Origin of the sequence: Pseudarthrobacter oxydans, from assembly GCF_034258515.1 — a bacterium.
Taxonomy (GTDB): Bacteria; Actinomycetota; Actinomycetes; order Actinomycetales; family Micrococcaceae; genus Arthrobacter.
Map to the genome: position 1 here is coordinate 3,073,349 of NZ_CP139438.1, position 25,777 is coordinate 3,099,125.

Annotated in this window: 21 protein-coding genes and 1 tRNA gene; 5 read left to right on the plus strand and 17 right to left on the minus strand. The window is 66.9% G+C overall.

The features are described 5' to 3' along the window. Position 1 precedes the first annotated feature (1 nt). On the plus strand, positions 2–526 hold the full coding sequence (locus tag SMD14_RS13930; protein ID WP_321214013.1) for a hypothetical protein: 525 nt from the start codon (positions 2–4) through the stop codon (positions 524–526). Between the two features lie 26 nt (positions 527–552). Here SMD14_RS13930 and SMD14_RS13935 read toward each other — a convergent pair whose 3' ends face one another. The 5 genes from SMD14_RS13935 to galU all read right to left on the minus strand — a co-directional run bounded on the left by SMD14_RS13935 (position 553) and on the right by galU (position 4,307). Beyond that, positions 553–1,317, minus strand: coding sequence for a PKD domain-containing protein (locus tag SMD14_RS13935; protein ID WP_321214014.1), 765 nt, complete (start codon positions 1,315–1,317; stop codon positions 553–555). A 231-nt stretch (positions 1,318–1,548) separates the two neighbouring features. After that, positions 1,549–1,621, minus strand: a tRNA-Ala gene (locus tag SMD14_RS13940). Positions 1,622–1,750: 129 nt separating this feature from the next. Continuing rightward, positions 1,751–2,671, minus strand: coding sequence for a hypothetical protein (locus SMD14_RS13945; protein WP_321216276.1), 921 nt, complete (start codon positions 2,669–2,671; stop codon positions 1,751–1,753). 105 nt (positions 2,672–2,776) lie between these two features. Further along, positions 2,777–3,397: a GNAT family N-acetyltransferase gene (locus SMD14_RS13950; RefSeq protein ID WP_157241666.1), complete on the minus strand. Its 621-nt coding sequence runs from the start codon at positions 3,395–3,397 to the stop codon at positions 2,777–2,779. 4 nt (positions 3,398–3,401) lie between these two features. Beyond that, positions 3,402–4,307 carry a UTP--glucose-1-phosphate uridylyltransferase GalU gene (galU, locus tag SMD14_RS13955; protein ID WP_321214015.1) on the minus strand — a complete coding sequence of 302 codons (906 nt, stop codon included), beginning with the start codon at positions 4,305–4,307 and terminating at the stop codon, positions 3,402–3,404. A 79-nt stretch (positions 4,308–4,386) separates the two neighbouring features. Here galU and SMD14_RS13960 point away from each other — a divergent pair, with 79 nt between their 5' ends. The 3 genes from SMD14_RS13960 to SMD14_RS13970 all read left to right on the plus strand — a co-directional run bounded on the left by SMD14_RS13960 (position 4,387) and on the right by SMD14_RS13970 (position 6,276). After that, positions 4,387–5,010 carry a 5-formyltetrahydrofolate cyclo-ligase gene (locus tag SMD14_RS13960; RefSeq protein ID WP_157241665.1) on the plus strand — a complete coding sequence of 208 codons (624 nt, stop codon included), beginning with the start codon at positions 4,387–4,389 and terminating at the stop codon, positions 5,008–5,010. Positions 5,011–5,131: 121 nt separating this feature from the next. Continuing rightward, positions 5,132–5,404: an FmdB family zinc ribbon protein gene (locus SMD14_RS13965; protein WP_321214016.1), complete on the plus strand. Its 273-nt coding sequence runs from the start codon at positions 5,132–5,134 to the stop codon at positions 5,402–5,404. Positions 5,405–5,508: 104 nt separating this feature from the next. Beyond that, the gene (locus SMD14_RS13970; protein ID WP_321214017.1) at positions 5,509–6,276 is read left to right on the plus strand and encodes an RcpC/CpaB family pilus assembly protein; all 768 of its coding nucleotides are present in this window, start codon (positions 5,509–5,511) and stop codon (positions 6,274–6,276) included. Between the two features lie 85 nt (positions 6,277–6,361). On the opposite strand, the gene SMD14_RS13975 is transcribed toward SMD14_RS13970, so the two are convergent. The 7 genes from SMD14_RS13975 to SMD14_RS14005 form a co-directional block, all read right to left on the minus strand. Further along, positions 6,362–10,519: a DUF4011 domain-containing protein gene (locus SMD14_RS13975; protein ID WP_321214018.1), complete on the minus strand. Its 4,158-nt coding sequence runs from the start codon at positions 10,517–10,519 to the stop codon at positions 6,362–6,364. Between the two features lie 130 nt (positions 10,520–10,649). After that, the gene (gene guaA, locus SMD14_RS13980) at positions 10,650–12,245 is read right to left on the minus strand and encodes a glutamine-hydrolyzing GMP synthase (protein ID WP_157241662.1); all 1,596 of its coding nucleotides are present in this window, start codon (positions 12,243–12,245) and stop codon (positions 10,650–10,652) included. A 90-nt stretch (positions 12,246–12,335) separates the two neighbouring features. Beyond that, positions 12,336–12,866: a DUF3817 domain-containing protein gene (locus SMD14_RS13985; RefSeq protein WP_321214019.1), complete on the minus strand. Its 531-nt coding sequence runs from the start codon at positions 12,864–12,866 to the stop codon at positions 12,336–12,338. Further along, positions 12,863–13,699, minus strand: coding sequence for an SURF1 family protein (locus SMD14_RS13990; RefSeq protein WP_321214020.1), 837 nt, complete (start codon positions 13,697–13,699; stop codon positions 12,863–12,865). The genes SMD14_RS13985 and SMD14_RS13990 overlap by 4 nt, the downstream gene beginning before the upstream one ends. A 107-nt stretch (positions 13,700–13,806) precedes the next feature. Then, positions 13,807–14,295 carry a PTS sugar transporter subunit IIA gene (locus tag SMD14_RS13995; protein ID WP_157241660.1) on the minus strand — a complete coding sequence of 163 codons (489 nt, stop codon included), beginning with the start codon at positions 14,293–14,295 and terminating at the stop codon, positions 13,807–13,809. A 41-nt stretch (positions 14,296–14,336) separates the two neighbouring features. Then, on the minus strand, positions 14,337–16,076 hold the full coding sequence (locus SMD14_RS14000) for a glycerol-3-phosphate dehydrogenase/oxidase (protein ID WP_321214021.1): 1,740 nt from the start codon (positions 16,074–16,076) through the stop codon (positions 14,337–14,339). A 75-nt stretch (positions 16,077–16,151) separates the two neighbouring features. Then, complete coding sequence (locus tag SMD14_RS14005; protein ID WP_321214022.1) at positions 16,152–17,288, minus strand: GuaB3 family IMP dehydrogenase-related protein; 1,137 nt, start codon at positions 17,286–17,288, stop codon at positions 16,152–16,154. A gap of 65 nt (positions 17,289–17,353) precedes the next feature. Here SMD14_RS14005 and SMD14_RS14010 point away from each other — a divergent pair, with 65 nt between their 5' ends. Next, entirely contained in the window at positions 17,354–18,037 is a 684-nt protein-coding gene (locus SMD14_RS14010; RefSeq protein ID WP_321214023.1) for a hypothetical protein, read from the plus strand. Here the strand turns inward: SMD14_RS14010 and SMD14_RS14015 are convergent. The 5 genes from SMD14_RS14015 to SMD14_RS14035 form a co-directional block, all read right to left on the minus strand. Then, positions 18,015–19,868 carry an ABC transporter ATP-binding protein gene (locus SMD14_RS14015; protein ID WP_321214024.1) on the minus strand — a complete coding sequence of 618 codons (1,854 nt, stop codon included), beginning with the start codon at positions 19,866–19,868 and terminating at the stop codon, positions 18,015–18,017. The two genes, SMD14_RS14010 and SMD14_RS14015, sit on opposite strands and share 23 nt — an antisense overlap. 38 nt (positions 19,869–19,906) lie before the next feature. Further along, entirely contained in the window at positions 19,907–20,314 is a 408-nt protein-coding gene (locus SMD14_RS14020) for a hypothetical protein (protein WP_321214025.1), read from the minus strand. Between the two features lie 91 nt (positions 20,315–20,405). Further along, entirely contained in the window at positions 20,406–21,761 is a 1,356-nt protein-coding gene (locus SMD14_RS14025; RefSeq protein WP_321214026.1) for a hypothetical protein, read from the minus strand. 93 nt (positions 21,762–21,854) lie between these two features. Further along, positions 21,855–23,366 carry an IMP dehydrogenase gene (guaB, locus tag SMD14_RS14030; RefSeq protein WP_104998577.1) on the minus strand — a complete coding sequence of 504 codons (1,512 nt, stop codon included), beginning with the start codon at positions 23,364–23,366 and terminating at the stop codon, positions 21,855–21,857. A gap of 230 nt (positions 23,367–23,596) precedes the next feature. Next, positions 23,597–25,675 (minus strand): acyltransferase family protein, encoded by a 2,079-nt coding sequence (locus tag SMD14_RS14035; protein WP_321214027.1) that lies wholly within the window; start codon positions 25,673–25,675, stop codon positions 23,597–23,599. Positions 25,676–25,777 lie beyond the last annotated feature (102 nt).

Sequence of the window (25,777 nt, forward strand, 5' to 3'; positions counted from 1 at the left end):
CATGGAATCGCGGTCACAGCCTCCAGCCCTCCGGGAAGGCCGCATTATTGTTCCCGGCAGCAGCCGCCAGTTGGCTGCCTACGGCCTGTTCCGTCCGCAGCCCGACCGGCACCGGGCTCTCCCATCCGGTTCCCGTACGTTCGATGCCAAGGCCCTGGAGCCTGACCTGCTGTGGATCAGCTTTGACGAACTCTGCGCGCCGGGCACGTCGGCGGAGGACTACTCCGTCCTGGCGGCCGGTCCGGAGCTGTGCGTTATTGACGGCGTGCCAGCACCGGAACCTGCGGACGCAGGGTCCCGGGCTGAGGCCTGGGAGCAGTTCGCCGCCGTTCTTGCCGTCCTCGCGGCCAGGAATGCGACGCTTTTTGTTGTCGGCACCGGGCCCATGGACTGGGCGGCCGCCGCCTCTGGCGCCGCGGACGCCCGGCTGCGTGCCTCCCTTGCCGGCATCGACCGGCTCCTGGCGGGCCTTGGGAGGGTTGAATCGGACGAGGCCATCGCCGTTGAGGGCGTTTCAGGGAGTTAGGCAGGGGAACTCCCTGCCGGAGCCTGCTACTTTGCCGCCGGCAGCGTGGTGCCAGCGCGCCGCCCGACCTCCATGCCCGCGGTCAGGCCGAAGATTTCGACGCTCACGTCCTCGTCCCTTTGGATGTCTGTAACCGTGACGGAGCGTGCCGTCTTTTCGATCCGGCCGACCGGCATGCCGTTGATCGCGACAGCCCAAGAGTCTGCGGCCGGGTCATCGGACTCCCAGGTGACCTTGATTGTGCTGATTCCATTCACCGTGGTCAGGGCCTCGGCCTGGACATTTCCCGGCGGGGCCAGTTGCTGATGGAACGGCTTCGTGCTGACGTGAACGGGGACCCGGAGGACGTGGGTGCTGCCGATCGGGTTCGAGACCCGCAGCGCCAGTTCTCCCTCGAATTCATCCTCATAGGTGTGCTTGTAGGCCGGCCCGGTGGTCGTCGCATCGTAAGTGCCGTCGCCGTCGAAGTCCCACTCGTACTTGCTGATCGCACCGACGGACCCGGAGGCGTCGAAGGTGATCTCCATGCCTGGTGCGGCGTAGTAGCCGTTGATAGGAAACCTGGCCTCGACGCCGTTGTTCTTGCCCAGCGGGATGACGGTGACCTGCAGCGGAGAGTCCCCGCCCTGGCCGGTCGGCGGGCTGGCCTGGGGGGAGGCGGTGGCTGCAGGGGCCGGAGGAGGGGCTGCCGGGGTTACCTCCGGCCCGTACAGGGCACCGGGGCCTTCGGCACAGGCGCTGAGCATGAGCGCAAGCCCACTGGCCGCCAGAACTGCTGCGTTCCTGTTCATCGATCTCCCCATTGATCTTTTCCTTCAGGAAGAAGCATGCCCAGATAATGGCCGGTTGCGCTACGGGGGCGGCAACAAGATTGCCGCAATAAAGTCTGTGCCTACAGCCAGGCGCCCAAGGCGTGGCGTGCTCCAGCCTTGACCAGGCGTTCGGCGTCGTGTCCCAGGTCCAGGTTGAGCAAGAAAGTGCCTATCGAAACAGCACGATGGCCAGGAAACTCCTTCAAACGGTGGAGCTAAGGGGATTCGAACCCCTGACCTCTTCGATGCGAACGAAGCGCTCTACCAACTGAGCTATAGCCCCGGAACCATCCGCCCCTGCAGGTGCGGCACCGGTGACCCTAGGCTACAAATTTTCCGGGGAGAATGCCAAACCGCCATGCCGACCCCGGTTTACGGGAACCGCGCGGGTGGCCTGTCCGTACTGCCCGGGTCAGGCGCGGCGGCGCTGCAGGACGTCGTCGAGATTGCTGAGGGCGCTCTGCGCCTTGGAAAGCTGGGGCCCGTCCGCGGCAGCAGTACCCGCCGGCGGCTCGGCGGCAGCACCTTGCTTCAGGGACGGCTTGCCAACAGCCTTGGGCGATTCGGGGAGCTCCAGGGGCTCGGGGTCAGGGCGCTCGGCCTTGGCTGCCTCAACATAAACGGGCTTGGGGACCTCTACGGGCTCCCACGTGGCGGACGCCGGTGCAGCGCCCGCGGCACCGGCTGCTGCGGCGCTCGGATCCCCCGCGGCGACCGCGACCGCAAGTGCAGCCTCGCGCAGTTCCACTGCGGTCAGCGGCTTTACCTTTGGCTGGTGCGCCTCGGCGTCGAAAAGCGGGTTGTCCGGCCTGGCCGGCGCTGCTTCAGGCCTCGGCGGGACATTCCCGGCAGCCTTGGACTGCCGGGGCGGTGCGGTCATCGCGGACCGGAAGGCTGCGTTGACCTTGGCTCTCCTGTCCCGGACAGCCAGCCAACGCAGGAGGACCACGGATCCGGCGGTAAGTCCGAGGCACGCCAACGGAAGGACCGGAGCGCCCAGCCCGAAGAGGAGGAGCACTCCGGAAACGAATGCGGTGGCCAACGACAGCAGCCCGATGAGGGCGAGTGCCGTCCGGCCATAGCGTATGCGGAACTTGGCCCCGGCCGGCGTGCCGGCAGCAGCGGTCCCGGGTCCGGCGCTCTTCCTGGTGTCCATGGCTTTCTCCTGCTGGGCGGCAACGTTCATAACCAAAACGGCTGGCGATTCCGGTGTTTCATCGGCTGCGGCGTCTGCCAGGAAATCGCCGGCGGGCTGGAACTGGTGCCTGCGGTTCCGGAGGACGTAGGGCGCAACCCACACAATCCAGAGCACAACGGCAACCACAAGGATCACTGAGCTGCTAAGGGGGAAGTCCACACTCAAAACCGTATGAGCATCCGGCCCGCTGCGGCAGCATTAGCTGCGGTGTGTCGTGGCGCAGACGGCAATTCACTGGATTTATGACCGGTGTGAGGCAAGCCACGGCCTAAGTAGTCCCTCCGGGACCTCTTCAGACGTCAAGGCAAACGAGCGGTGGTCGGCCCATTCACCGTTGATGTGGAGGTAGCGCGGCCGGTAGCCTTCGTCCCGGAACCCGAGTTTCTCCACCACCCGGAGGCTGGGTCCGTTCTCTGGCCTGATGTTGATTTCCATCCGGTGCAGGCCCAAGGTCTTGAAGCAATGGTCCGTCACCATGGCGACGGCGGTGGGCGCGATGCCGCGGCCCGCACAGGCCTGGTCCACCCAGTAGCCGAGGGTTGCCATCATGGCCGAGCCCCAAACGATCGACGATACGGTCAGCTGGCCAACAATGGGCGGCTTGACGCTGCCGGGCCGCCTCTCGGTGATGAGGAAGGGCAAAGCCGTTGCCTGGGCCGCCTGCGCCTTCAATGACCGGACCATCTGCCGGTAGTCCGGCAGGCCGCCGGATGGATCCGGGTTGGATGCTTCCCACGGCGCCAGCCACTGGCTGTTGCGGGACCTGACTTCCGTCCATTCCTTCTTGTCCCGGTACCGGATGGGCCGCAGGACCAGATCCCCGCATTCCAGGGTCACGGGCCAGATGGGACCAGGGCGCATGGCGCTACTTGGACAGGCCGGCGGTGAAGCCGGGCAGCCATTCCCGCAGGCCGGGGCCGAGGTCCTCGCTGTCAATGGCCAGCTGGACGCAGGCCTTGAGGTAGCTGAGCTTGTCCCCGGTGTCGTAACGCCGCCCCCGGAACACGACGCCGTAGACACCGTGCCCTTCGCCGTCACCGGTGGCCAGTTCCTGGAGGGCGTCTGTCAGCTGGATTTCGCCGCCCCGTCCCGGCCCGGTGCGCTCAAGGACGTCGAAGACGGCCGGATGGAGTACGTAACGGCCAATCAGCGCCAGGTTGGAGGGCGCTTCCTCCGGGCTCGGCTTCTCCACGAGCCGGTTGACCCGCACGTATGATTCGCCGTCGATCGGTTCGATGTCAGCGCAGCCGTAGGCGCTGATCTGCGAGGCTTCCACTTCGATCAGCGCGACGACGGAACCACCGGTTTTGGCCTGGACATCAATCATGGTGCTGAGCAGTTCGTCCCGGGCATCGATCAGGTCATCGCCCAGCAGCACGGCGAAGGCTTCGTCGCCAACGTGCTGCTTCGCGCGGAGTACGGCATGGCCCAGTCCGTGCGGGTCCCCCTGCCGGACGTAGTGGATGTCACCCAGGTTGCTCGCAGCCTGGATGGACGCCAGCTTCTCGGTATCCCCCTTGCCTTCAAGGGCGGACTCCAGGGACGGCACACGATCGAAGTGGTCTTCCAGCGCCCGCTTGTTCCGCCCGGTGATCATCAGGACATCGTTGAGGCCGACGTTCACGGCTTCCTCAACCACGTACTGGATGGCAGGCTTGTCCACAACGGGAAGCATTTCCTTGGGCATCGCCTTGGTTGCCGGCAGGAACCTGGTGCCAAGTCCGGCGGCAGGAATGACAGCTTTGCGTACTCTCGGATTACTGGTAGTCACCGGACTAATCTAACGTCAGCGTCAAGCATTCAGTAATCAGGGGATGGCCGACGCCATGCGGCAGCTACGGAGGAAACACATGACGCTTGAGGATTCAAAGGCGGCCAAGGACGAGATACGTGCTGCCCATCGCCGCCGTCGTGCTTTACTTACGCTCCAGGAGCGGCAGGATGCCGGGGAAGCCTTGGCGAAGCACGGGGCAGCGTGGGCAGATTCGGTAACCCGGGGGAAGGCAGCGACGGTCTGCGCCTACCTCGGAGTCGGGGCGGAACCGCCCACGCTGCCGCTGATCGCGGCCCTCCACGACGCCGGCCACAAAGTCCTGCTTCCCGTCTGCGAGCCGGGGCGGGAGCTGAAGTGGGTCTTCTGGGCGCCGGGCGTCGATCTGGTCAAGAGCAGGTATGCCCCCATCCTGGAGCCCGTGGGGACACGGCACGAAATTGAGGTGGCCGGGGAAGCTGCCGCCCTCTTTATCCCTGCCACCGCGATTGACCTCGCGGGCAGCAGGGTAGGCCAGGGCGGAGGCTACTACGACAAGTTCCTGGGCCACCTCGAATCAGCCGGGAAGCACATTCCGCTGGCCGCGGTGATCTACGACGGGGAACTGCTGCCTGCCGGCAGGATTCCGGTGGAGGCATTCGACCGGCCGGTGCCTGGCGTCGTGCTTCCCTCCGGGTTCCGGAGCCTGGCGGACGCCGCCTGACCGGGGAAGTCCCCGCGTACGAGGATGGTAGAATTAGCACTCAGGCCCTGCGACTGCTAATGGACATCCATAATCCAGAGGCAGTCCGGGACCTCTCGTTTGCCCAAGAGGAGGAGCACCAGTGCCAACGTATGCGTACGCCTGCAAGGATTGCGGCCATGCCTTTGACATCGTCCAGTCGTTCTCGGACAGCTCTCTGTCGTCGTGCCCTGAGTGCCAGGGTACCCTGCGCAAGAAGTTCAACAGCGTGGGCGTTGTCTTCAAGGGTTCCGGCTTCTACCGCACAGACTCCCGGGATGCCAAGGGCAGCACGGCTTCTGCCGCTCCCGCTGCCTCGGCGGCAACGCCTGCGGCTGCACCAGCTGCTCCGGCTCCGGCTGCTGCCGCCAGCTGATCCGCGTTCCGCGGTCCAGGCTGCTGCCTGGCAGCTGACTGCGTTGTCCACATAGCTGCCGGCGCCCCTGCCGCGGCCGCCATGCGCGGCTTTAGCGTGGGCACATGCCTGCACACGGACAGCAACACCGGGTTGTATCAAGCGCGTCGCACGGACCTGGGCTCCCCGGGGCTTTACGGCGCAGTGGCGCCCACGGCGGGAGCCGCGCCGCCGGCCACAACGCACGCCGCCGCCCGCCGGCCCGCTTTGCCTCCTGGCTGGGCCGCAACAGGCGGCTGGCCGCCGCGCTTCTCCTTTGCGCCGCAGCCGCCATCACCGTCCAGCAACTTACGCCTGCACCGGTCTACACGGTGCCTGCGCTCGCCGCAGCCCGCGACCTTCCCGCCGGCACAGCCATGGCGGCTGCGGACCTCGCCTCTGTCCAGGTACCGCCGGGCATGCTGGCCGACGGATTCCTCAACGGACCGGGCGAGGCGGCCGGGAAACAACTCGCGGCGCCGCTGCGCAAGGGACAGCTGCTCACGGATGCCCAACTGCTTGGTCCGGGGCTGCTCGCCGGCACTCCCCCAGGGTCAGCGGCTGTTCCCCTTCGCATGGCGGATCCATCGTCCATCCAGCTCGTCTCCCCAGGCCAGCTCGTGAACGTGGTGCTAACGGCAGCCGGCGGCTACGACCAGCAAGAGCCACCGGAGGTCCTGGCTTCAGGGGTTCCGGTGTTGTGGACTTCCGGTCAGGGCGGGCAAGGCGGCCAGTGGCTGGGCACGGCGGAGACGGACGGACTCATAGTGGTGGCCGCCAACCCGGAACAGGCGGTTCGGCTCGCCGGCGCCTCCACCCAGGGAAAGCTGTTTTTCGTCCTGGTGGGGCCGTAGCCCTGCGAGCGATGGTCCGGGCCGGCGCGGAGCCACAGCGCCGGACTCCACGGACGCAGGCTCCTGCCCCGGCTGCGATCCTGCCTCAGCCCCAGTGCGGGGGTTTCTGTTCCTTCAGCCACGCATCGTGGTCGTCGTCTTCGCGGTCGCCCCAGCCCCGGGCTTCGTCTTCGGCCGCCTTGTTCGGCAAGGCGGACGTGCCAGGCAGGGCGGCCGTGCCCGGGGTGGATGCGCTGCCGGGAACGGGGCCGCCCTCCTGGTCCTGCCCGGCTGCAGCTTCTGCGGCGACGGACGGCTCGGTGTCCGAAGAGTCGTTCTTCTCGTGGTCCGGGGCCATGGCACCCGCCTCCTTGCTGTCCAGGCGTTCGGCCTGTGCTGGTTCATGGTCCGATGCCGCGCGCCGGGACACGGCATCGATTCCGTTGAGCGCCTGGTCCACGTCATCGTCCAGGAAGGCGATGGATGTGGACGTCCGCCCGGAGAGCGCGTTCTTTTCGAGGCCGAGGTATCCTGCGATGCGGTCGGCGCAGGCGGACGGATCCGTGAACACCTCGATGGTCCACAGCGGCATGTAGCGCCAGCCGAGGCGCTCCAGCAGCTGGGGGCGCAGCCGGCTCCGCTCCCGGACGCTCAGGGCGCGGTACTGTTCGGTGCCATCCGATTCAATCGCCACAGGCCAGGGGAGGTCGGCATCCTCCTGACCCATGGTGCTCAGCGGATCTGCGGCAGCCACCACGTCGATGGCGCCGTCATACTGGTGCCACACCCGGGCGCCCCGGGCGCGCAGGCGGTCTCCAAGGTCAGCCACCAGAGGATCGGCCCCAAGGGCCTGCTCGCTGGCCGCGGCCCGCGAGGCCGGAGTTCCGAGGTCCGTGTTTCCCGCAATTTCACGGTCAAGGAGCGAGTAGAGGTCCACGGCGCCGTGCGTCAGCCTGGTGTGGTCCAGGTCCTCGGGCCGGAAGCAGGTGAGAACGTGCATCGACCTGCGGGCGCGGGTCATGGCCAGTGCGAACTTCTCCCGGCCGCCCTCGGCGGAGAGGGGCCCGAAGTTGTGCAGGGCCCGCCCGTGCGGTGTGCGGCCAAAGCCGGGCGAGAAGATGACATGGTCGCGTACCAGCCCTTGGGCCCGTTCAAGATCGACAACGCGGAACGACTCGGGGCCGGCTCCGAAGAAGCCCGCCAGGGCCGGGTAGTTGGGCAGCTGGAGCCGGATGGATTCCCCGATCCTGGCCGCATGGCGGAGGCTTGCCGTGACCACGGCCAGCGACGTACGCGGGCGCAGCCGGGCGTGCTCGAAGACCAGCTGGACCACGCGGTTGACTTCCGCCACCACGGATTCCACGCCCTCATGGTCTGCACTGGGCAAGCCGGTGCCGTCCGGCAGGTACTCCACCAGCAGCGACCGGTCCAGTCCCGTGGCGGACTGACCCTCCGGGAGCCGGCGGAGGCCGCCGTCGTAAAAGTTCTTGCTCAGCTGCAGCACGAGGTCCTCGTCCACAGCCCGGTAGACGAAGTTGAGCCGCCACACCGGAAGTACCCTGGACAAGGCACCAAAGGCGCTCTCCACGCGCTGGTGCGCCGATTCGCCAGGCGCCAGGCGCTCGACGCCGACAGTAAACGTGCGGGGGCTGGCGATGCGGGAGTCGCCGAAGGCAATGACCTGCCTGGCGCGGGCGATGGACGGCAGCACCGCCTGGAGCGACGTCGCCTCGGCGTCCAGGATGACCACCGCGTCAAAGCGCTGCTCCGCCGGCAGCAGGCCGGTCATGAGATAGGGGCTCACGGACCAGACCGGCACCAGGGTTCCGATCAGTTCAGGCGCCTGCGCCGTCAGCGACGGCAGCGACACCCTGCCATCCTTGAGCAGGCTCCGGAGGAGATCCGCTTGGCGGGGGTGCGCGGCGATGGCGCTGCGCCACCGCTCGGCGAGGTCCCAGCGGAGGCGGGCGGCGCCGCTTGCAATGTGGGCGTTGTCCGCAAGGCGGTACTCGGCCTCCAGCTTCCGCAGCGCGTCGCCGTCGGACATGGCCAGATAGTCGTCGCCGCTGATCATCGCTTCAAGGGCGGACTGCCACCATGCCAGCTCAAGTTCGGCCCCCACGGAGCCTGCGGGAACCTCGCGCTCGGCGAGGTCGGCGAGGAGCTCACCGAGCCCGTGCTCGCGCATGTTCTCAACCAGCAGGGTGCGCTCGGGCAGTGTCTTCAGTGTGTCGGTATCCGCCACCAGCCGTCCAAGGCGCTCCATGAGCTCTTCGTAGCGCACGGCAGCCAAGGAACCGCCGGCCTCCGTGTGCCGCAGGGCCTCACCCAGGCGGGCCAGGTCGCCGTCCAGCGAACGGTACATCGCGTTCATCTCGGCGAGCCCGGACGGCACGGCGGGATGCCGCTGCGTGGTCGCATAGCCTGCCCACAGCGCCCGCTGCTCCTGCACCAGCAGCAGGGAGGTGTGAAGGTCGGCAATGTGGACCCCGGGCCGTACGTACTCCTTCGCGACCCTGCGCAGCCTTGAACGCTGCATCGAGGTCATCTCAATGCCGCGCTCCTTGCGCCAGGCCGAGGGCGCGGTGGCGGAAATGAGGTCCGTGACCGGGCGGTCGAAGATGTCCGGCGTGAACTTGTCCAGGCTGCCCCGCACCGCCACCAGGAGCTCAAGCTGCTCGCCCCACTCCGCAAAGGAGGCACCCAGCCGGATTTCCGCGTGCTCGGCAACCGCCTCCATGCGGTCGCGCAGCGCAGGCAGGCTCTTCTCCACGGAGCGGACCAGTTCCTGCGCTTCCTCGGTCTCTTTGCGCGTCAGCAGCCGGGCGCCATGCCACGGGCTGGTGGTGGAGGCCTTGCTGAAGCTGCCCAGCTCAGCTGCCCGGCGGAGCCTGCCTGCAAGCTCGTCACGGTCCCGGATGCTGTCCAGGACGCTCCGCTTCAGCCGGACGGTGGTGGCCGGGGCAGGGTGGATGGAGGTGAGCTCCGCCAGCGACTGCATGGCCTGGTACGGGGAGCAGCCCCACCGCTGCCTGACGTTGTGGAGCGAGGCCACGTGGTCCATCAGGGCGTGGCGGTGCTCCGTGAGGGTGTTGTGGAGATTTCCCAGCTGGGGTTCAAGCGACTTTTCGTTGCGGACGATGGCCCGGACCAGCTGGGCTTTCAGCTGCTGGGCGGTGACGTTTCCGGACAGCTGGAAGAGGATGGACTCCAGGCCCAGTCCCTCCAGCTGGCCGGATACTTCGTTGAGGCTGGCGCGGCGGTCCCCCACCACCAGGACGGTTTTTCCGGCATCCACCAACGCACCGATGGTGTTGATGGCGGTCTGGGTCTGGCCGGTGCCCGGCGGGGTCCTGACCACCAGGGAATCCCCGGCACGGGCAGCATCTATGACGTACTGCTGGTCCGTGTCCGCGTCCAGCAGGAGCAGTTCGTCCTGGGGGTGCCTGCTGTCCAGGGGAGGGAAGCGTGAGGGATCCGGCTCCTCGACGTCCACCATTTCGCCTCCGCCCGCGGTGGCCAGCGCGGAGATGAGCGGGTTGGAGTCGTTGATCCACGGGTCATCCAGGTTGCCCGAGAGGTCCGCGAAGGTTGAAACCAGCAGGTTGTGCTGGGCTTCTGCGCCGTGGATGGGCCTGATAAGCGTGCCCAGCCGGTCCAGGACGGGCTGCGGATCGAAGCGGGCCGTGCTGTACGCAAGCCGGGTGACGGCGTTGACGTCAAAGACAATGCCGTGGATGTTCTTCAGGTGCCGCACCAGGGCGGGGTTGATGTGCGCCTGCTCGGTCAGCTGGAGTTCGTAGTCGTCCTCCCCCGGCCGGACGGTCAGGGAAATGGCCGTGAGCATGACCGGCGCCGAGACGCGCTGGGGCTTGCCGCCGACGGCGGACGTCCACACCACGGTGCCTGCGGAGAGGTAGCCGGCGTCAATGCCGCGCTCATTGGAAAGCTCGAAGATCTTAGACCTGATGTTCCGGGATGCCCTGGCTGCGACGACGTACTGCTGGCGGTCCCGGATCAGGGTGGACAGCCGCGTCTTGCGTCCGGCCATGAGCTGGGCCAGCCCGGACGGGTGGGCGTGTGTCAGATCGATGGAACCTTCGGGAGTCTTGGTGAAGCGCAGCATTGTGTCCGCCCCGGTGACGGGTTTAAGCCCGGACAGCCATTTGCGGAGCTCCTCGGAGCCCTCCGGGTGGCCTTGACCAACTGACACTACTGCCTTCTTTTCTGCGCTTGCACGTGACGTCCTGGACCATACGGGCATAGGTTCGAGAGTAGCCGCTTAGGCGGCGGGACTGAGAGACCGCAACACTGCGCGCCCCGAAATTCCGGAGGATTTCACCCCGGAACACCAGTGGCCGGCCTCCCTTGACGGAGGCCGGCCACTCAGGATGCTACTCCCACTCGATGGTTCCCGGCGGCTTGCTGGTGACGTCGAGCACCACGCGGTTGACGCCTTCCACCTCGTTGGTGATGCGGTTGGAGATCCTGGCCAGCAGTTCGTACGGAAGCCGGGACCAGTCCGCCGTCATGGCGTCCTCGGAGGAGACGGGGCGGAGCACGATGGGGTGGCCGTAGGTGCGGCCGTCACCCATGACTCCGACGCTGCGCACGTCAGCCAGCAGCACCACGGGCATCTGCCAGACCTCGTTGTCCAGGCCCGCGGCGGTCAGCTCGGCGCGCGCGATGGCGTCGGCCTTGCGCAGCAGGTCAAGGCGCTCCTTGGTGACCTCGCCGACGATCCGGATCCCGAGGCCGGGGCCGGGGAAGGGCTGGCGACCCACGATTTCCTGGGGCAGGCCCAGCTGTGCACCCACGGCGCGGACTTCGTCCTTGAAGAGTGCCCGAAGCGGTTCGACGAGCTCGAACTGCAGGTCCTCGGGCAGGCCGCCCACGTTGTGGTGGCTCTTGATGTTCGCTGCGCCCTCGCCACCGCCGCTTTCGACGACGTCCGGGTAGAGGGTTCCCTGGACCAGGAACTTGATCTTCTCGCCATGGGCGGCGGCCTCGGCGATGATGGCCAGTTCGGCTTCCTCGAACGCGCGGATGAACTCGCGGCCAATGATCTTGCGCTTGGTTTCGGGATCGCTGACGCCGGCAAGCGCGGACAGGAAGCGCTCCTGCTCGTTCGCGACATACAGCTTCACGCCGGTGGCGGCCACGAAGTCGCGCTCCACCTGCTCGGCTTCGCCTTCGCGCAGCAGTCCGTGGTCCACGAACACACAGGTCAGCTGGTCACCGACGGCGCGCTGCACCAGGGCTGCGGCGACGGCGGAATCCACGCCGCCGGAGAGGCCGCAGATGACCCTCGCATCACCGATCTGCTTCCGGATCCGCTCCACCTGCTCCTCGAGGATGTTCCCGGTGGTCCAGTTGGGCTCGATCCGGGCACCCTTGAAGAGGAAGTTTTCCAGGACCTGCTGGCCGTAGGCGGAGTGCTTTACCTCGGGGTGCCACTGCACGCCGAACAGGCCCTTCTCCTCGTTGGCGAAGGCAGCCACTTCGGCGCCCGCCGTCGTCGCCAGCACTTCAAAGCCTTCCGGGGCCTCGTGGACGGAGTCGCCGTGGCTCATCCAGGTGTTCTGGTGCTGGGGCATGCCTTCCAGGACCGAGCGGCCTTCACCGATGATGGTGGTCTGGGTTGAGCCGTACTCGCGCAGCCCGGTCTTGTCCACCTTGCCGCCGAGGGCGTTCGCCATGGCCTGGAAGCCGTAGCAGATGCCGAAGACCGGGACCCCGGCCTCGAAGAGGTCGGCACCGACGCTCGGGGCCCCGTCAGCGTAAACGCTGGAGGGGCCGCCGGACAGGATGATGGCGGCGGGGTTCTTGGCCAGGAGCTGCTCGGTGGTGTAAGTATGCGGAACCACTTCCGAATACACGTTTGCTTCCCGGACGCGGCGGGCAATCAGCTGCGCGTACTGGGCACCGTAGTCAACAACCAGCACCGGCTTCTGGGAAGTCTGGGATGCAGTGGGAGTAGTCACCGTCATAGCCTACTTTGCGCCGTTGCGCCGGCGCACCTTGAGAAGCGGTGCTGTGACGGAGCAGACTCCCCGGCGGGCAGCCCCGGCCATTGCCGGTCAGTAGCGCCGGGGTGCCTGGGGGTTGGCGGCCAGCTCCGCGTCAACCTCGGCGTGGACCTTCTTTTCCACGATGAAGGAGAGGAAGGGAACCACGCCGCCCAGTGCCAGCAGGACCAGCTTGAGGAACGGCCAGCGCATCAGGGACCAGAGCCGGAAGTTGGAGATCAGGTACACCACGTACATCCAGCCGTGCACAATCAGGACGGCCACGGACAGGTTGACGCCTCCCAGCACACCCGGAGGCTCCGCATCGGCAAAACCGAAGCCGAAAGGCTGCCCGGTGACGGCGTTGGTGCCACCGGCAAACAGGTACTGCCCGAAGCCGTACCGGGCGGCCAGTTCGGCGCAGAGCAGCAGCAGCATGGTGCCGGTCAGGTAGGCGAGCACCTTGTAGAACTTCAGGGCAGAGCGGACCTGGGCCTCAGTCCCGCCGAAGCGCCGCTTCCTGCCGGCGGACTTTCCTGCCGGGCTGGTGCCGGTGTTGGTGCCTGTGGCAGAGGCGGGGTTGGCCGGTTTCGGGTCGATCATGGCTGTACCTTTTGCTGGTTGTGTTCGGGATGCAGGGTGTCTTCGTCTTCTTCCTCAAGGCTGTCCTCGAGGTCGCGGTGGTAGTCGTCCTTGACGAGCCGCCACCAGATGAAGAGGGCAAAGCCGGCGAAGACCACCCATTCGAGGGAATAGAAGAGGTTGAGCCAGTTGATCTGCTGGGCCGGCGGCTGCGGGCCGATGTTCAGGGGAAGGAGCTCGCCGGGCACGGCAGCCGGGCTGACGTCCTCGCCGCCCGTTATTTCCGCGGTGGCGGCGACGAAACCGGGGTAGCTGCTGACCTCCCAGTAGTTGATCAGCTCAGCCACGGAAACCGCGGTGGCTTCTCCCGGCCGGGGTGCCGTTCCCGGCACGGGCGCCTCGGACGGCAGGAGCCGCCCCGTCAGTTGGAGGATGCCCGACGGCGGCGCTGGAGCAGCCGCGCGGTCCGCCACCCAGCCGCGGGCCACCGGGATCCACGTCTGGGGTGAGGCGGCAACGCCGCTCAGCGTGGGTGCGCCGGAGACGGCAAAGGCGGTAACTACCCAGTAGCCTGGCCTGCCGTCGTGAAGCCGGCCGGGAACCAGCAGCTGCTTTGCGGGGTCATAGGATCCCTCTGCCGAAACCATCTGGTCGGCATCCGTTCCGTGGAAAAACTCGCCGGGCTGCAGGGTTTCAGTGAGGGGCCGGACCTGTTCGGTGGCGGGGTTGGCGGGGATTTCGGGCCTGGTGGACCGCCCGAACTGCCACTGGCTCAGCAGCACGAAGACCCCGGAGATGGCGATCGCGAAGACAAAACCGGCGATCCATCGGGGCTTAAGGGCTGTTTTCCACACGTCTTAACCGTACTTCGTGCCGCTGTAGAACAACTAAACGCCGGGACGGCGGCAGGAACCGCACCGGACGCTCGGTCCCGGTGGCCCGGGTGGTTGGCTGGGGCTGCCTAGTGATCGAAGAACACCAGGCTCGAGTTGATGAGCTCCGCAATCACCTCAGGATCGTAAGCCCGGCGCAGCGACTCCCGGAACGACTCCTTGGACAGCGACCGGGCCAAGGTTGCCAGGACTTCGAGGTGGTCCGAGAAGGAACTCGCGGGGGTGGCGATGAGCAGGATCACGGTAGCGGGACCGTCCGCCGCGCCAAAGTCCAGGGCATGTCCGTACTTGGCGATGCCGACGGCAATGGACGTGCGGGAAACAAACTCGCTGCGGGCGTGCGGAAGGCCAATCCCGCCGGGAAGCCCTGTGGCCAGCTGGTGTTCCCGGGCATTCACATGCTTGAGGAATCCGTCCAGGTCCGAAATCCGCCCGGCGGCATACAGCCGCTTGGCGAGTTGCGTGGCGGCATCAGCCTTGTCCGTTGCCTCCAGCTCCAGGATCACCATTTCGGGCGTGGTGAGCCCGGCATCGTACCGGTCAAGTGGTTCCGCCAAGGCGTGTCCCTTCGGTCAGGAGTGCTGTTGCCGTGGACCCCTCAGCGCAAGGGCACGATGTCTTCCACGCCCAGGCGGGCGGCGTCTGCGGATTCGTCGTCCGGCTGTTGCTGGCTGAGGCGTTCGGCCTCCACCCGTGCGATGTAGTGCCGGACCTCGTTTTCGCGCTGTTCGTCACTCCAGCCAAGAACGTCACCCATTAGTTTAGCGACAACCGGCACGGCGGACACGCCGCGGTCCCACGCCTCGATGGAAATCCGGGTCCTTCGGGTCAGGACGTCGTGCACGTGCCGGGCACCCTCGTGGGTGGCGGCGTACACGGCCTCGGCCTGGAGGTAGTCGTCAGCGCCGGGAATCGGCTCAGCCATTGCCGGATTCTCCTCGATGATGGCCAGCACTTCATCGGTCATGGAGCCATAGCGGTTCAGCAGGTGCTCGATGCGGGCCACATGCACGCCGGATTCCTCCGCGGTGCGGTTGCGCCGGTTCCAGGCCGCCCTGAAGCCGCTTGCGCCCAGCAGCGGGATGGTCTCCGTGCAGCTGGGCGGAACCCGCTCGTCCATGGTGCGGGTGGCCTCATCGACCGCGTCCTTGGCCATCACGCGGTAGGTGGTCCACTTCCCGCCGGCCACCACCACAAGGCCCGGAACGGGATGGGCCACCACGTGTTCGCGGGACAGCTTGGCGGTGGAGTCGTTTTCCCCGGCGAGGAGCGGACGCAGGCCGGCGTAGACCCCCTCCACATCCTCCCGGGTCAGCGGCCGCTTGAGGACCTTGTTGACGTGTTCCAGGATGTAGTCGATGTCCTTGCTGGAGGCGGCCGGGTGGGCCTTGTCCAGGTTCCAGTCGGTGTCCGTGGTGCCGATGATCCAGTGCCGGCCCCAGGGAATCACGAACAGCACCGACTTTTCGGTGCGCAGGATCAGCCCCACCGTTGACTGGAAGCGGTCCCGCGGAACCACCAGGTGGATGCCCTTGGAGGCCCTGACCTTCAGCTGGCCGCGGTCGGTCACCATGGCCTGGGTTTCGTCCGTCCAGACGCCCGTGGCATTGATGACCTGCTTGGCGCGGATGTTGAACTGCGTCCCGTCCTCATGGTTGACCACCTTGGCCCCCACTACCCGTTCACCCTCGCGGAGGAAATCCACCACCTTCATCTGGTTGACGGCGTGGGCGCCATAGTAGGCGGCGGTCCGCACCAGGTTGGCGCAGTATTTGGCGTCGTCCACCTGGCCGTCGTAATACCGGATGGAGCCAACGAAGGCATCGTTCTTGAGGCTGGGGGCGGCACGCAGGGTGCCCCGGCGGGTGAGGTGTTTATGGAACGGCACTCCCCTGCTGTGCCCGCTGGAGATGGACATGACGTCATACAGCGCGATGCCGGCACCCACGTAGGGCCGCTCGATGAAGGGCTTGGTCAGCGGATACAGGAAAGGCACCGGCCGCGCGAGGTGGGGCGCCAGTTCCGAGAGCAGCAGCCCCCGCTCCTGCAAGGCCTCCTTCACCAGGCCGAAATCCAGCATTTCGAGGTAGCGGAGGCCGCCATGGATAAGCTTCGAGGACCTGGAGGACGTGCCTGCCGCCCAGTCGTTCGCCTCAACGATGCCCACCGTCAGGCCCCGCGTGACGGCGTCCAGCGCGGCTCCGGTGCCCACGATCCCGCCGCCAACAATGAGGATGTCCAGCTCCTGGCCGGGCTCCGAGGTCGCACGCAGCCGTTGGATGGATGCTTCCCTGGCTTCCGGGCCGAGTGCCCCGCCGTTAACAGGAAATTTCTTCATTGAACGCCTCCAGTGCCTCTCGTGCCGGTAGTAAAACCACCCTACTTGCTTGCGGCACGCTTGGGCAGGAGTCTGTCAGTTTCCGGCGTAAGGGGAAACCACGACGTCGACCCGCTGGAATTCCTTCAGGTCCGAGTAGCCGGTGGTCGCCATGGAGCGGCGCAGTGCGCCGATGAGGTTGGAGGTTCCGTTGGTGTGGTGGCCCGGCCCGAACAGCACTTCCTCCAGCGGGCCTACAGTGCCCACGTTGGCGCGGTCGCCGCGGGGAAGTTCGAGGTGGTGGGCTTCCTGGCCCCAGTGCCATCCCTTGCCTGGCGCCTCCTCGGCCCGGGCCAGGGCGCTGCCGAGCATCACGGCGTCGGCTCCCATTGCGATCGCCTTGACGATGTCGCCCGAGGTGCCCATGCCGCCGTCGGCAATCACGTGGACATAGCGGCCGCCGGATTCGTCCATGTAGTCCCGGCGTGCGGCGGCGACGTCGGAAATGGCGGAGGCCATGGGCGAGTGGATGCCCAGGGCGCGGCGGGTGGTGGTGGTGGCACCGCCGCCAAAGCCCACCAGGACACCGGCCGCGCCGGTGCGCATGAGGTGCAGGGCGGGCGTGTAGCCGGCCGCGCCGCCCACGATGACGGGGACGTCGAGTTCGTAGATGAACTGCTTGAGGTTCAGCGGCTCGTGGTCCTTGGAGACGTGCTCGGCGGATACGGTGGTGCCGCGGATGACGAAGATGTCGACGCCGGCGGCCACGACGGTCTTGTAGTGCTCCTGGGTGCGCTGCGGGGTGAGCGACCCCGCAACGGTCACTCCGGCCTCGCGGATCTCCGCCAGGCGGGACGTAATCAGCTCAGGCTGGATGGGTGCCTTGTACAGCTCCTGCATCCGCCCCGTCACGGCGGGGCTGTTGGTTTCATCCTCCAGCGCGCCGATCTCGTCCAGGATGGGCTGCGGGTCCTCGTAGCGGGTCCACAGGCCTTCGAGGTCAAGCACGCCGAGGCCGCCGAGCCGGCCCAGGGCAATGGCGGTCTGGGGCGACATGGCTGAATCCATCGGCGCCGCGATCACCGGCATGCTGAACTGGTAGGCGTCGATCTGCCAGGAGACGGAGACGTCCTTGGGGTCGCGGGTACGACGGTTAGGGACGATTGCAATGTCATCCAGGGAGTAGGCTCGACGCCCACGCTTGCCACGGCCGATCTCGATCTCGTAAGTCACTGCTCTAGGTTATCCCAGCCGGGGTGCTGGCCACGGCTGCGGCTGTCCGTGGCTACAGTGGCCTGATGGGTTCACAGTGGGTATTCGACGGCCATATTGCCGGCATTGGCACGGGCTCCGGACTGCGGGCGGTGGTGGGTATCTGGCAGGAGTCCCCGTTCGGACGGTTTGCGGACGTGATGGTCCAGCACCCCTCCGGGCACCGGCAACTGCTGGCCCCCACCGGGGCGGCGGCGGACTTCATTTCCGCCACCTACACCTTCGACGACGTTGCAGTGGTCGGCGTGTCCGCGCGGCTGGAGCAGGGGATCCTGACGGTCGACGCCGGTCCCTTGGGGATCAGCGCCAGCCTGGGCAGCCGGACCCTCCTTGGCAGCGCGCTGCGGGCCGTCCCCCGGCGGCTGGCAGTCCACCCCGGCTGGCTGCGCGCCGTCAGTCCCGTGGCCGGCATTGTCAGCGGCGGCTCCCGGACGTCCGGCACCGCGGGCAGCGGCCGGCGGGAGTACTACGGGGTGAGCGACCTGCACACCATCAGTGCCGCCGTCGTCAGCTGGGACGGCGCTGACGCCGGCGCACTGGCGCCTGTCCACCCGCCGGTGACCTTCGGTTTCAGCAGCGTTCCGCCACAGCCAAGCCTCGCCCGCGTGCGCACCACCGTGGTTGAGGCCGCGCCCCGCCGGCCGCCTGTGGCCGGCGCCCGCCGGTTCCCTGGCAGGCGAAGCGGGGTCAGGGGCTGGTGGGGACGCTGAGCTGGGACTCGAACATCCGGAAGTACCGCCCGCGCAGCGCCACCAGTTCCTTGTGCGTGCCCTGCTCCACGATCCTGCCGTCCTCCAGCATGTACACGATGTCCGCCTTCTCGATGGTGGCCAGGCGGTGGCTGATGGCGATGATCGTGCTGCCGCGGTCGGCGAAGAGGCGGGTGAAGATCCGGTGCTCGGCGAGGGCGTCTATGGCTGACGTCGGCTCGTCCATCACCATGAATGAAGCGTTCCGGTAGAAGTTGCGGGCCATCGCGAGCCGCTGCCACTGGCCGCCCGAGAGGCCGCTGCCCTTCCGGCCGCGCGGGTCCTCCATCCAGTTACTGACGTGGTTTTCCAGGCCGTTGGGCAGTTTGTTGATGAACTCCAGCGCCTCCGCGTCTCCAGCAGCCTTGCGGATGCGCGCATCGTCCCGCGGCGAGTCGACGTCGCCGAAGTAGATGTTTTCCGCAGCCGTGGCGAACTCGTATTTGAGGAACTCCTGGCTCAGCACCGCCAGGTGCCGGTGCCAGGAGGTGACGTCGACGGCGGCGAGGTCAACGCCGTCGAGCATCACCTGCCCGGAGTCGGGGCGGTAGAGTCCGGCGAGTATACGTATCAGGGTGGACTTTCCGGCGCCGTTCTCCCCCACGACGGCGATGTGCTGGCCCTCGCGGATGGTCATGCTGATGCCGCGGATCACCTCGATGTCGCTGCCCGTGTAGGTGAAGCGGATGTCTTTCAGCTCAACGGTTTTCGGGGATGCCAGCAGGGGCGGCGCGTGTTCCGAGTGCACCGGCAACGCCATGAACAGCTCGTAGTCCTTGAGGTTGGCCAGGTCCTCATCGATGGAACTGAGGGAGGATACGAGGCTGTTCGCGGTGGACAGTGCCCTGCTGACAATCTGCTGTACGTAGAGGAACTGGCCCACGGGCTGGGCCCGGGCGATGATCTGCCCCACCACCCAGATCAGGGACACCACTTCCGCGCCGTACTGCAGGGCATCAGCGGCGAGCTGCTTCGGGATATACCGGCGCTGGAAATCAAGGCGGCGGCGCTCGTCCGCGTCCCGGAGGCGGGAACGGAGGCCCATCAGGAATCCCACGATGCCGTAGAGGCGCATCTCCGCGATGTGCTGCGGCCGGAGGAGGTTCGTTTCGATCATCCTGCGCTGCCGGCGCGAGTCCACCTGGGTGTTCCAGTGGGCAATCTGCTCACGGGACAGCTTGAACTGAAGGTAGACGCTGGGCACGATGGCCACCAGGACAATCACCGCGATCCACCAGCTGACCAGGAGCAGCGCCCCGACGGCCAGGATCACCGATACGAGCTGGGTGAAGATGGCTGCGATCCGGTCCAGCACCCGGGCGTAGGAATCGGAGAAACGCTTGGCACGGTCGTACAGGTCAACGGTTTCTTTGTCGTCGTATCGCCAGAACTCCAGCGCCAGGAACCGCTCGTACATCTGGTCGCCCACGATGGCGCCAACCCTGAAGCTCATCAGTTGCTGGATGTAGCGGTCCACGCTGCTGAAGGCGCCCCAGAACAGCCCGAGGGCAGCGGTGATGATGACGTAGACGATGGCCAGCTGCCCTGCGCCGGAGTCACCGGCGTAGGCCGCCGCCAGCGCCGTGGTGGTGAGCGCGGCGAAGTAGGTGGTCACCAAGGGAAGCACGGCCGAGATCAGAGAGCCGAGCACCTTCATGATCACAGCGCCAGGCGAGGCATGGAAGCTGACGCGCAGTACCTGGGCCACCGCGCGGGCGTATGGGCGAAGGGCCAGCCGCCGCGAGGGCTCCCGCTTGGGGGTAAGCTCCGCCGGATGTTGCGTTGGGGGCATGGTCCCAGCCTAGTGCCGCGCCCCGGGTCGGGCGGGCGTCAGTACTCCTCGCCGTACTCGTACTCGGGGAAGGGGAAGCAGGCGCTGTAGCCGGACACCCTGAGTGTCTCGGGTGCATCCCGGAAGGACACCAGCAGGTGGGTACCGTCACTGTGCAACAGGTCGACCCTCCGCTTTCCGCCGGCGGTTTTGCCGTCATCCACTGTCCAGCCGTCCTTGGTGGACATCGACGCCACGACATCGTCCAGGAATGCATCCCGGTCAACTCCCGGCGCAAGCTCCGCCTCGGCGTCGCCGGTCCACTTTCGTTGTTCCCCGGAACAGGGCATCAGCGGCGAGGTGTCGTGGGCGAACCTGGACAGCACCATGTCCTGGGGCAGGAGGCCTACGATCTCCTGCTCGGTGGACATGACCTTGTCCTTGGCTGATTCCAGGCTGATGTCCATGTTCTTTCCATTTCCGGCCTGTCCGCACGAGGCCACCATTGCTAGCAGTGCTGTTGCTCCTGCAAGTCGCCAGGCAGAAGCGCGCCTGGACTTACCGGCCACTGATTTCCTCTTCGATGTCATCAAGGGCTTCCTCGTTTTCGGGAACAGTCTCGGCAATCAGCGAATGGTTGTCGATGCTGTACATCTCCGAGGGCCTGAGACCGCCCGGCGGAGCGTAGACGTGCTTGTCAAAGGCGGGCTCCCGCATGGGGTAGTTCTCGCCCACCAGCCCGTTGGCCTCTGCCGTGAGCAGGATATCGGGGTAGGTGTAGCTGGTGTAGTCGGTCCCAGGGCTGGGCGTCCAGCCCGGCGGCATCGCGGCACCCGAGAGCGCGATGACCTTGCTGTAGGACGCCCCCTCCATTTCGGAGCCCGTCACGTTCCGCAGGCCCCAGCTGTGGCCCATGCCCACCGTCTGGGCGTCGCGTGGCAGCTCCAGGTCCACCGCCTCCTGGAAGGCAGCGAGGACCGGTGCCGATGCAGCCACGAATTCATCGCTTTTGGCCTCCACCAGGAAGGCCTCCACGAGGTCGCCGTCGGGGAACTCGGATCCCTTGTAGACAAATGCCGCCGTGCTCCCGGAGGTATCGGCCTGGACCAGGCGGTTGGGCACAGCCTGTGGGCCGCCGTCGTAAAAAGACGCCTCGTTGGTGGTGGTTCCGGGAACGTAGGTGATCACCGTCGTCGTGGCAGCGTTGTATTCACCCAGCAGCTCCACGATCGAACTTTGGCCGGGATCGTAGGCTGCCAGGTGGATCTTGCCTTCCACGACATTTTGAAGGTATCCGATGCCATCTTGACGCTTGCGCCACGCCTCATGTTCGGCAGCGAAGCGTGCGGGATAGCCCGAGTCGAGGATCCAGGGATTCAGCCTGGGCTCAGGATCGTTGTTTTGCAGCCAGTCGATCCGTAACCGGGCGTTGAGCCGGTTGGCCACGATCCGCGCGTCGAAAGGGATCCCGTTGGTGTTTCCCGCCTCGTGGGGGTGGTTGCGGATGAATGCCTGCTGCTGGTGGCCGGCCAGCCCGAACCACCAGGTCCTTATCTCCGCCGGGGATCTGCCGTGAAGGTCCTCGGGCCGGGGCTCCGGGGACCGCTCGAGGCCAGGCGGGGACAGCATCGCTGAAGCACCGCCTGCAGCACTTGCCCGCTGCTGTTCATCCGCCTGCCGCATCAGGTCCTTAGCTGCCTGCTGCAGGAGTATGGCGGCTGCCCCAAGCGAGCGGCTGTGGACGGTTTTCCAGTCCTGGCGGAATATCTCAGCGTCCGGACCGGGCCAGGGCGTGCCAGCCACCCGGCCGTTCAGAGCCAGCCGTTGCATCTCCAGCATCCGGCCCGCGCTGCTCATGGTTGTTGCGAGCTGCTGCAACTGCGCGACGTCAGCTCCGTAGAATCCGCCGTTCAAGACCGTCCCCCAATTGCCGGATGTTGATCCATCGAATGTACTTGACGGCGCAAAAAGAAGGGATGGGCAGCACTGCCCATCCCTTCCTGGTGTTTAGCGGGAGCCGTAGTTCGGCGCCTCGACGGTCATCTGGATATCGTGCGGGTGCGATTCCTTCAGGCCGGCCGGGGTGATCCGGACGAACTTGCCGCGGGCCTTCAGTTCGGCAACGGTGGGCGCACCGGTGTAGAACATGGTCTGGCGGAGGCCGCCCACCAGCTGGTAGGCCACGGAGGACAACGGACCGCGGTAGGCAACCCGGCCTTCGATGCCCTCGGGGATGAGCTTGTCATCACCGGAGACGTCCGCCTGGAAGTAGCGGTCCTTGGAGTAGGACGTGTTCTTGCCGCGGGACTGCATGGCGCCCAGCGAGCCCATGCCGCGGTAGGACTTGAACTGCTTGCCGTTGACGAAGATCAGTTCACCCGGGGACTCGTCGCAGCCCGCGAGCAGGGAGCCGAGCATGACGGTGTCGGCTCCGGCAACCAGCGCCTTGCCGATGTCGCCCGAGTACTGCAGGCCGCCGTCGGCAATCAGCGGAACGCCGGCCGGGATGGCGGCCTTGGCGGACTCGTAGATGGCGGTGATCTGCGGGACGCCAACACCGGCCACCACGCGGGTGGTGCAGATGGAGCCCGGCCCCACGCCCACCTTGATGCCGTCGGCACCGGCGTCGATCAGCGCCTGGGCGCCTTCGCGGGTGGCGGCCTGGCCGCCGATGATGTCCACGTGCGCGGCAACGGGATCGGATTTGAGCCTGCGGATCATGTCCAGCACGCCCTGGGAGTGGCCGTTGGCGGTATCGACGAACAGGGCGTCGACGCCGGCGTCCACGAGTGCCATGGCGCGCTCCCAGCCGTCCCCGAAGAAGCCGATGGCGGCGCCCACGCGGAGCCGGCCTTCGTCGTCCTTGGTGGCCAGCGGGTACTGCTCCGCCTTGGTGAAGTCCTTGGTGGTGATGAGGCCTTTGAGCCGGCCCTGGTCGTCAACCAGGGGCAGCTTCTCGATCTTGTTGGTGGCCAGCTTGTGCGAGGCTTCCTCGCGGCTGATTCCCACGTGTCCGGTAACTAGCGGCATCTTGGTCATGACGTCGCTGACCAGCCGGAGCGGAAAGTCGGACTCGGGGACAAAGCGGGTGTCGCGGTTGGTGACAATGCCCAGCAGGCGGTTGTCCTCATCCACCACGGGAAGGCCTGAGACCCGGTACTGGGCGCAGAGGTTGTCCAGCTCGCGCAGGGTTGCCTCGGGCCGGATGGTGAGCGGGTTGGTGATCATGCCGGATTCGCTGCGCTTGACCCGGTCCACCTGGTCCGCCTGGTCCGCGATGGAAAGGTTCCGGTGCACCACGCCCAGGCCGCCCTGCCGCGCCATGGCGATGGCCATGCGGGATTCGGTGACGGTGTCCATGGCCGCGGAAAGCAACGGCGTCTGCACAGTGATCCGCTTGGAGATCCGGGAGGACGTGTCGGCCTCGGACGGGATGACCTCGGTGTGGCCCGGCAGGAGCAGGACGTCATCGTAGGTCAGGCCTATGAAGCCGAAGGGGTTGTGTTCGGGCTCGGTCATGAGTGCGCCTCTTACCTTGGTTGCTGGACGGGTAGGGGTTGCAGCCGATGACCAGCCCGTCATTACGGGACTGGCCTGTGCAGGAGATGTTGCCGGGCAGCCGCGGGGGCGGCGCCCTGCGGGCCGGAAAGTATTGAGTAAATATTAGAACCTCCGCGCCAATCCCCCTATTCCACGCGTGCAATGTGAGCAACTGCACGTCCCGGCCGGCCGCTGAGCAGCCCCGGCCCTCAGCTCCAGCCCGTGGCTGCCAGCAACCGCTCCTCAAACATGGGGATCATGCTTTCCACATACGTCCGGGTGAGGTGGTTGTCGTCCTTGTACACATAGACGTTCCCCACCACGCCGGGGCAGATCCCCCGGGCACAGATGAAGTCGCTCAGATCCATCAGGTGCAGCCGCTCCAGTTTGCCCCGGTAGCCGTCCAGCGGCGACGGGTCCGCCAGGGACTCCGCCAGGGGCACACTGCATTCCGCGGCGTCCGCGCCGTTCCGCTGCACGCACTCGGGCATGTTGAAGGTGAAGCGGGGGTTGTCCCTGATCCCGATCACATCGATTCCCGCGGCCGCGAACGGGCGGACTCCCTCAAGGTATCCCGGGACCTCAGTCTCGTAGGGCGCCTCCTCGTGCGTCAGCGAGGCCACCGTGAACACGGCGTCGGGCCGATGCTCCAGGACGTAGGCAGCGCTGGCCCGGTTGTGGGCGTTGCACTCGGCGCTCCTTTCGGCCGATTCCGCCCCGAAGCGGCAGGCCGGCATCAGCAGCGTCACCAGTTCCCAGCCCCGGCTGGCCGCGACCGGCGCCAGCGCGCCGAGGTACTGCTGGGAGTGGGAGTCGCCCAGGACCACAATGCGCCTCGCCGCCTCCCCTTCCGGAAGCTCCTGCCGGCAGCCCTCAAGGATGGGGTCGCTGGTGGCGTTGGCCCCGGTGCAGGGAGCATGGATCCCGGCCCAGTCGTTGTCCAGCGCGGCAGGCCCGGGAATGATCCTGGCATCCGGGGCCGGCACCGGCGCGTTTTCCAGGTTCAGTGCCGCGGCACCGGGCGTGAGCTCCCGGGGCTGCGCCGCCGTCGCGCTTTCCTCGGCGGTGAGCGTGGTCTGCCACACTGCGACGGGCCCCGCCAGGACGGCACCGCAGGCGGCAATGACGACGGCGGTGCGCCGGGCCCGCAGCTGGGGCCAGCGCCAGTCGCGGAGCGGCTTTTCCACAAAACGCGTGGTGAGGACGGCGAGCACGATGGAGGCGCCGACGATCCCCAGGCCCTGGACGAGATTGGGCGTCTCCACGCCGGTGGCGGCGAGCGAGAGGACCAGGACGGGCCAGTGCCACAGGTACAGGGCATACGAATTGTCTCCCAGTGCCACCAGCGGCTTGCTGCCGAGGAGCCGGTCCACGCCCCACCGGCTGCCGGTCTGCCCGGCCAGGATGATCGCGGCGCCGGCCAGGGTGGGCCAGAGTGCAACGTACCCGGGAAACGAGCGGTCCACGGTCAGGAGCAGGCCGCAGGAGACCATGGCAGCCAGCCCTGCCCAGCCCAGCACCACGCGGAGGGCCCGTGCCGGCCTCAGCCAGGGCAGGGCAAGCGCCAGGAGGGAGCCCAGCGCGAACTCCCAGAGCCGGGTCCTGGTGTCGAAATAGGCGTAGGCCTGGTTGGAGGCTGTCTGCTCCACGGAGTATGCCAGCGATGCCGCGAACACCGTGCCGAAGGCCAGCCCCAACAACCCGCGGTAGTTGACCCCGGCCAGTGCCGGGACGCGGTGCAGCAACGCCAGCAGCGCCGCGGTGCCGGTGAAGATCAGTGGCCACAGGATGAACACCTGGCCCTGGATGGACAGCGACCAGAAATGCTGAAGCGGGCTGGCGCCTGCGTGGTCCTGCGCGTAGTAGTCCACCGCCGTGTCCGCGAGCAGCCAGTTCTGGCCGTAAAGCAGCGAGGCCCAGGCCTGTTCCAGGACCTGCGGCCAACGGCTCTGCGGGAGGATCAGCCAGGTGCCGGCGAGGACGCCGAGGATTACCACGACGGCGGCCGGCAGCAGCCGCTTGAACAGGTGCAGCCAGTGGGCCAGGAGTCCAAACGGGCGCCCTGATTCGGCTTTCCGGACAAAGGAGAGTGTCAGCAGGAAGGCGGAGACCAACAGGAAGATGTCCACTCCGCCCGATACCCGGCCAAGCCACACATGGTAGGCGACGACCATCAGGACGGCGAGCGCCCGGAGCCCTTGGACTTCGGGACGGAAGGTCGGTTTCCGCTGGCCGGACCGGGCCTGGCGTCCACGGCGTGGTTCAACCAAGGTCCCCGCACTCGACATGAAAACCCCTCCAGACCCGCCAGCCAAAACATCAAGCCTACGGATCGGCGTCGGCCAAGGCCAATAAACGGCAGCGCCCCAGCACACGAACTATGCTTGCCA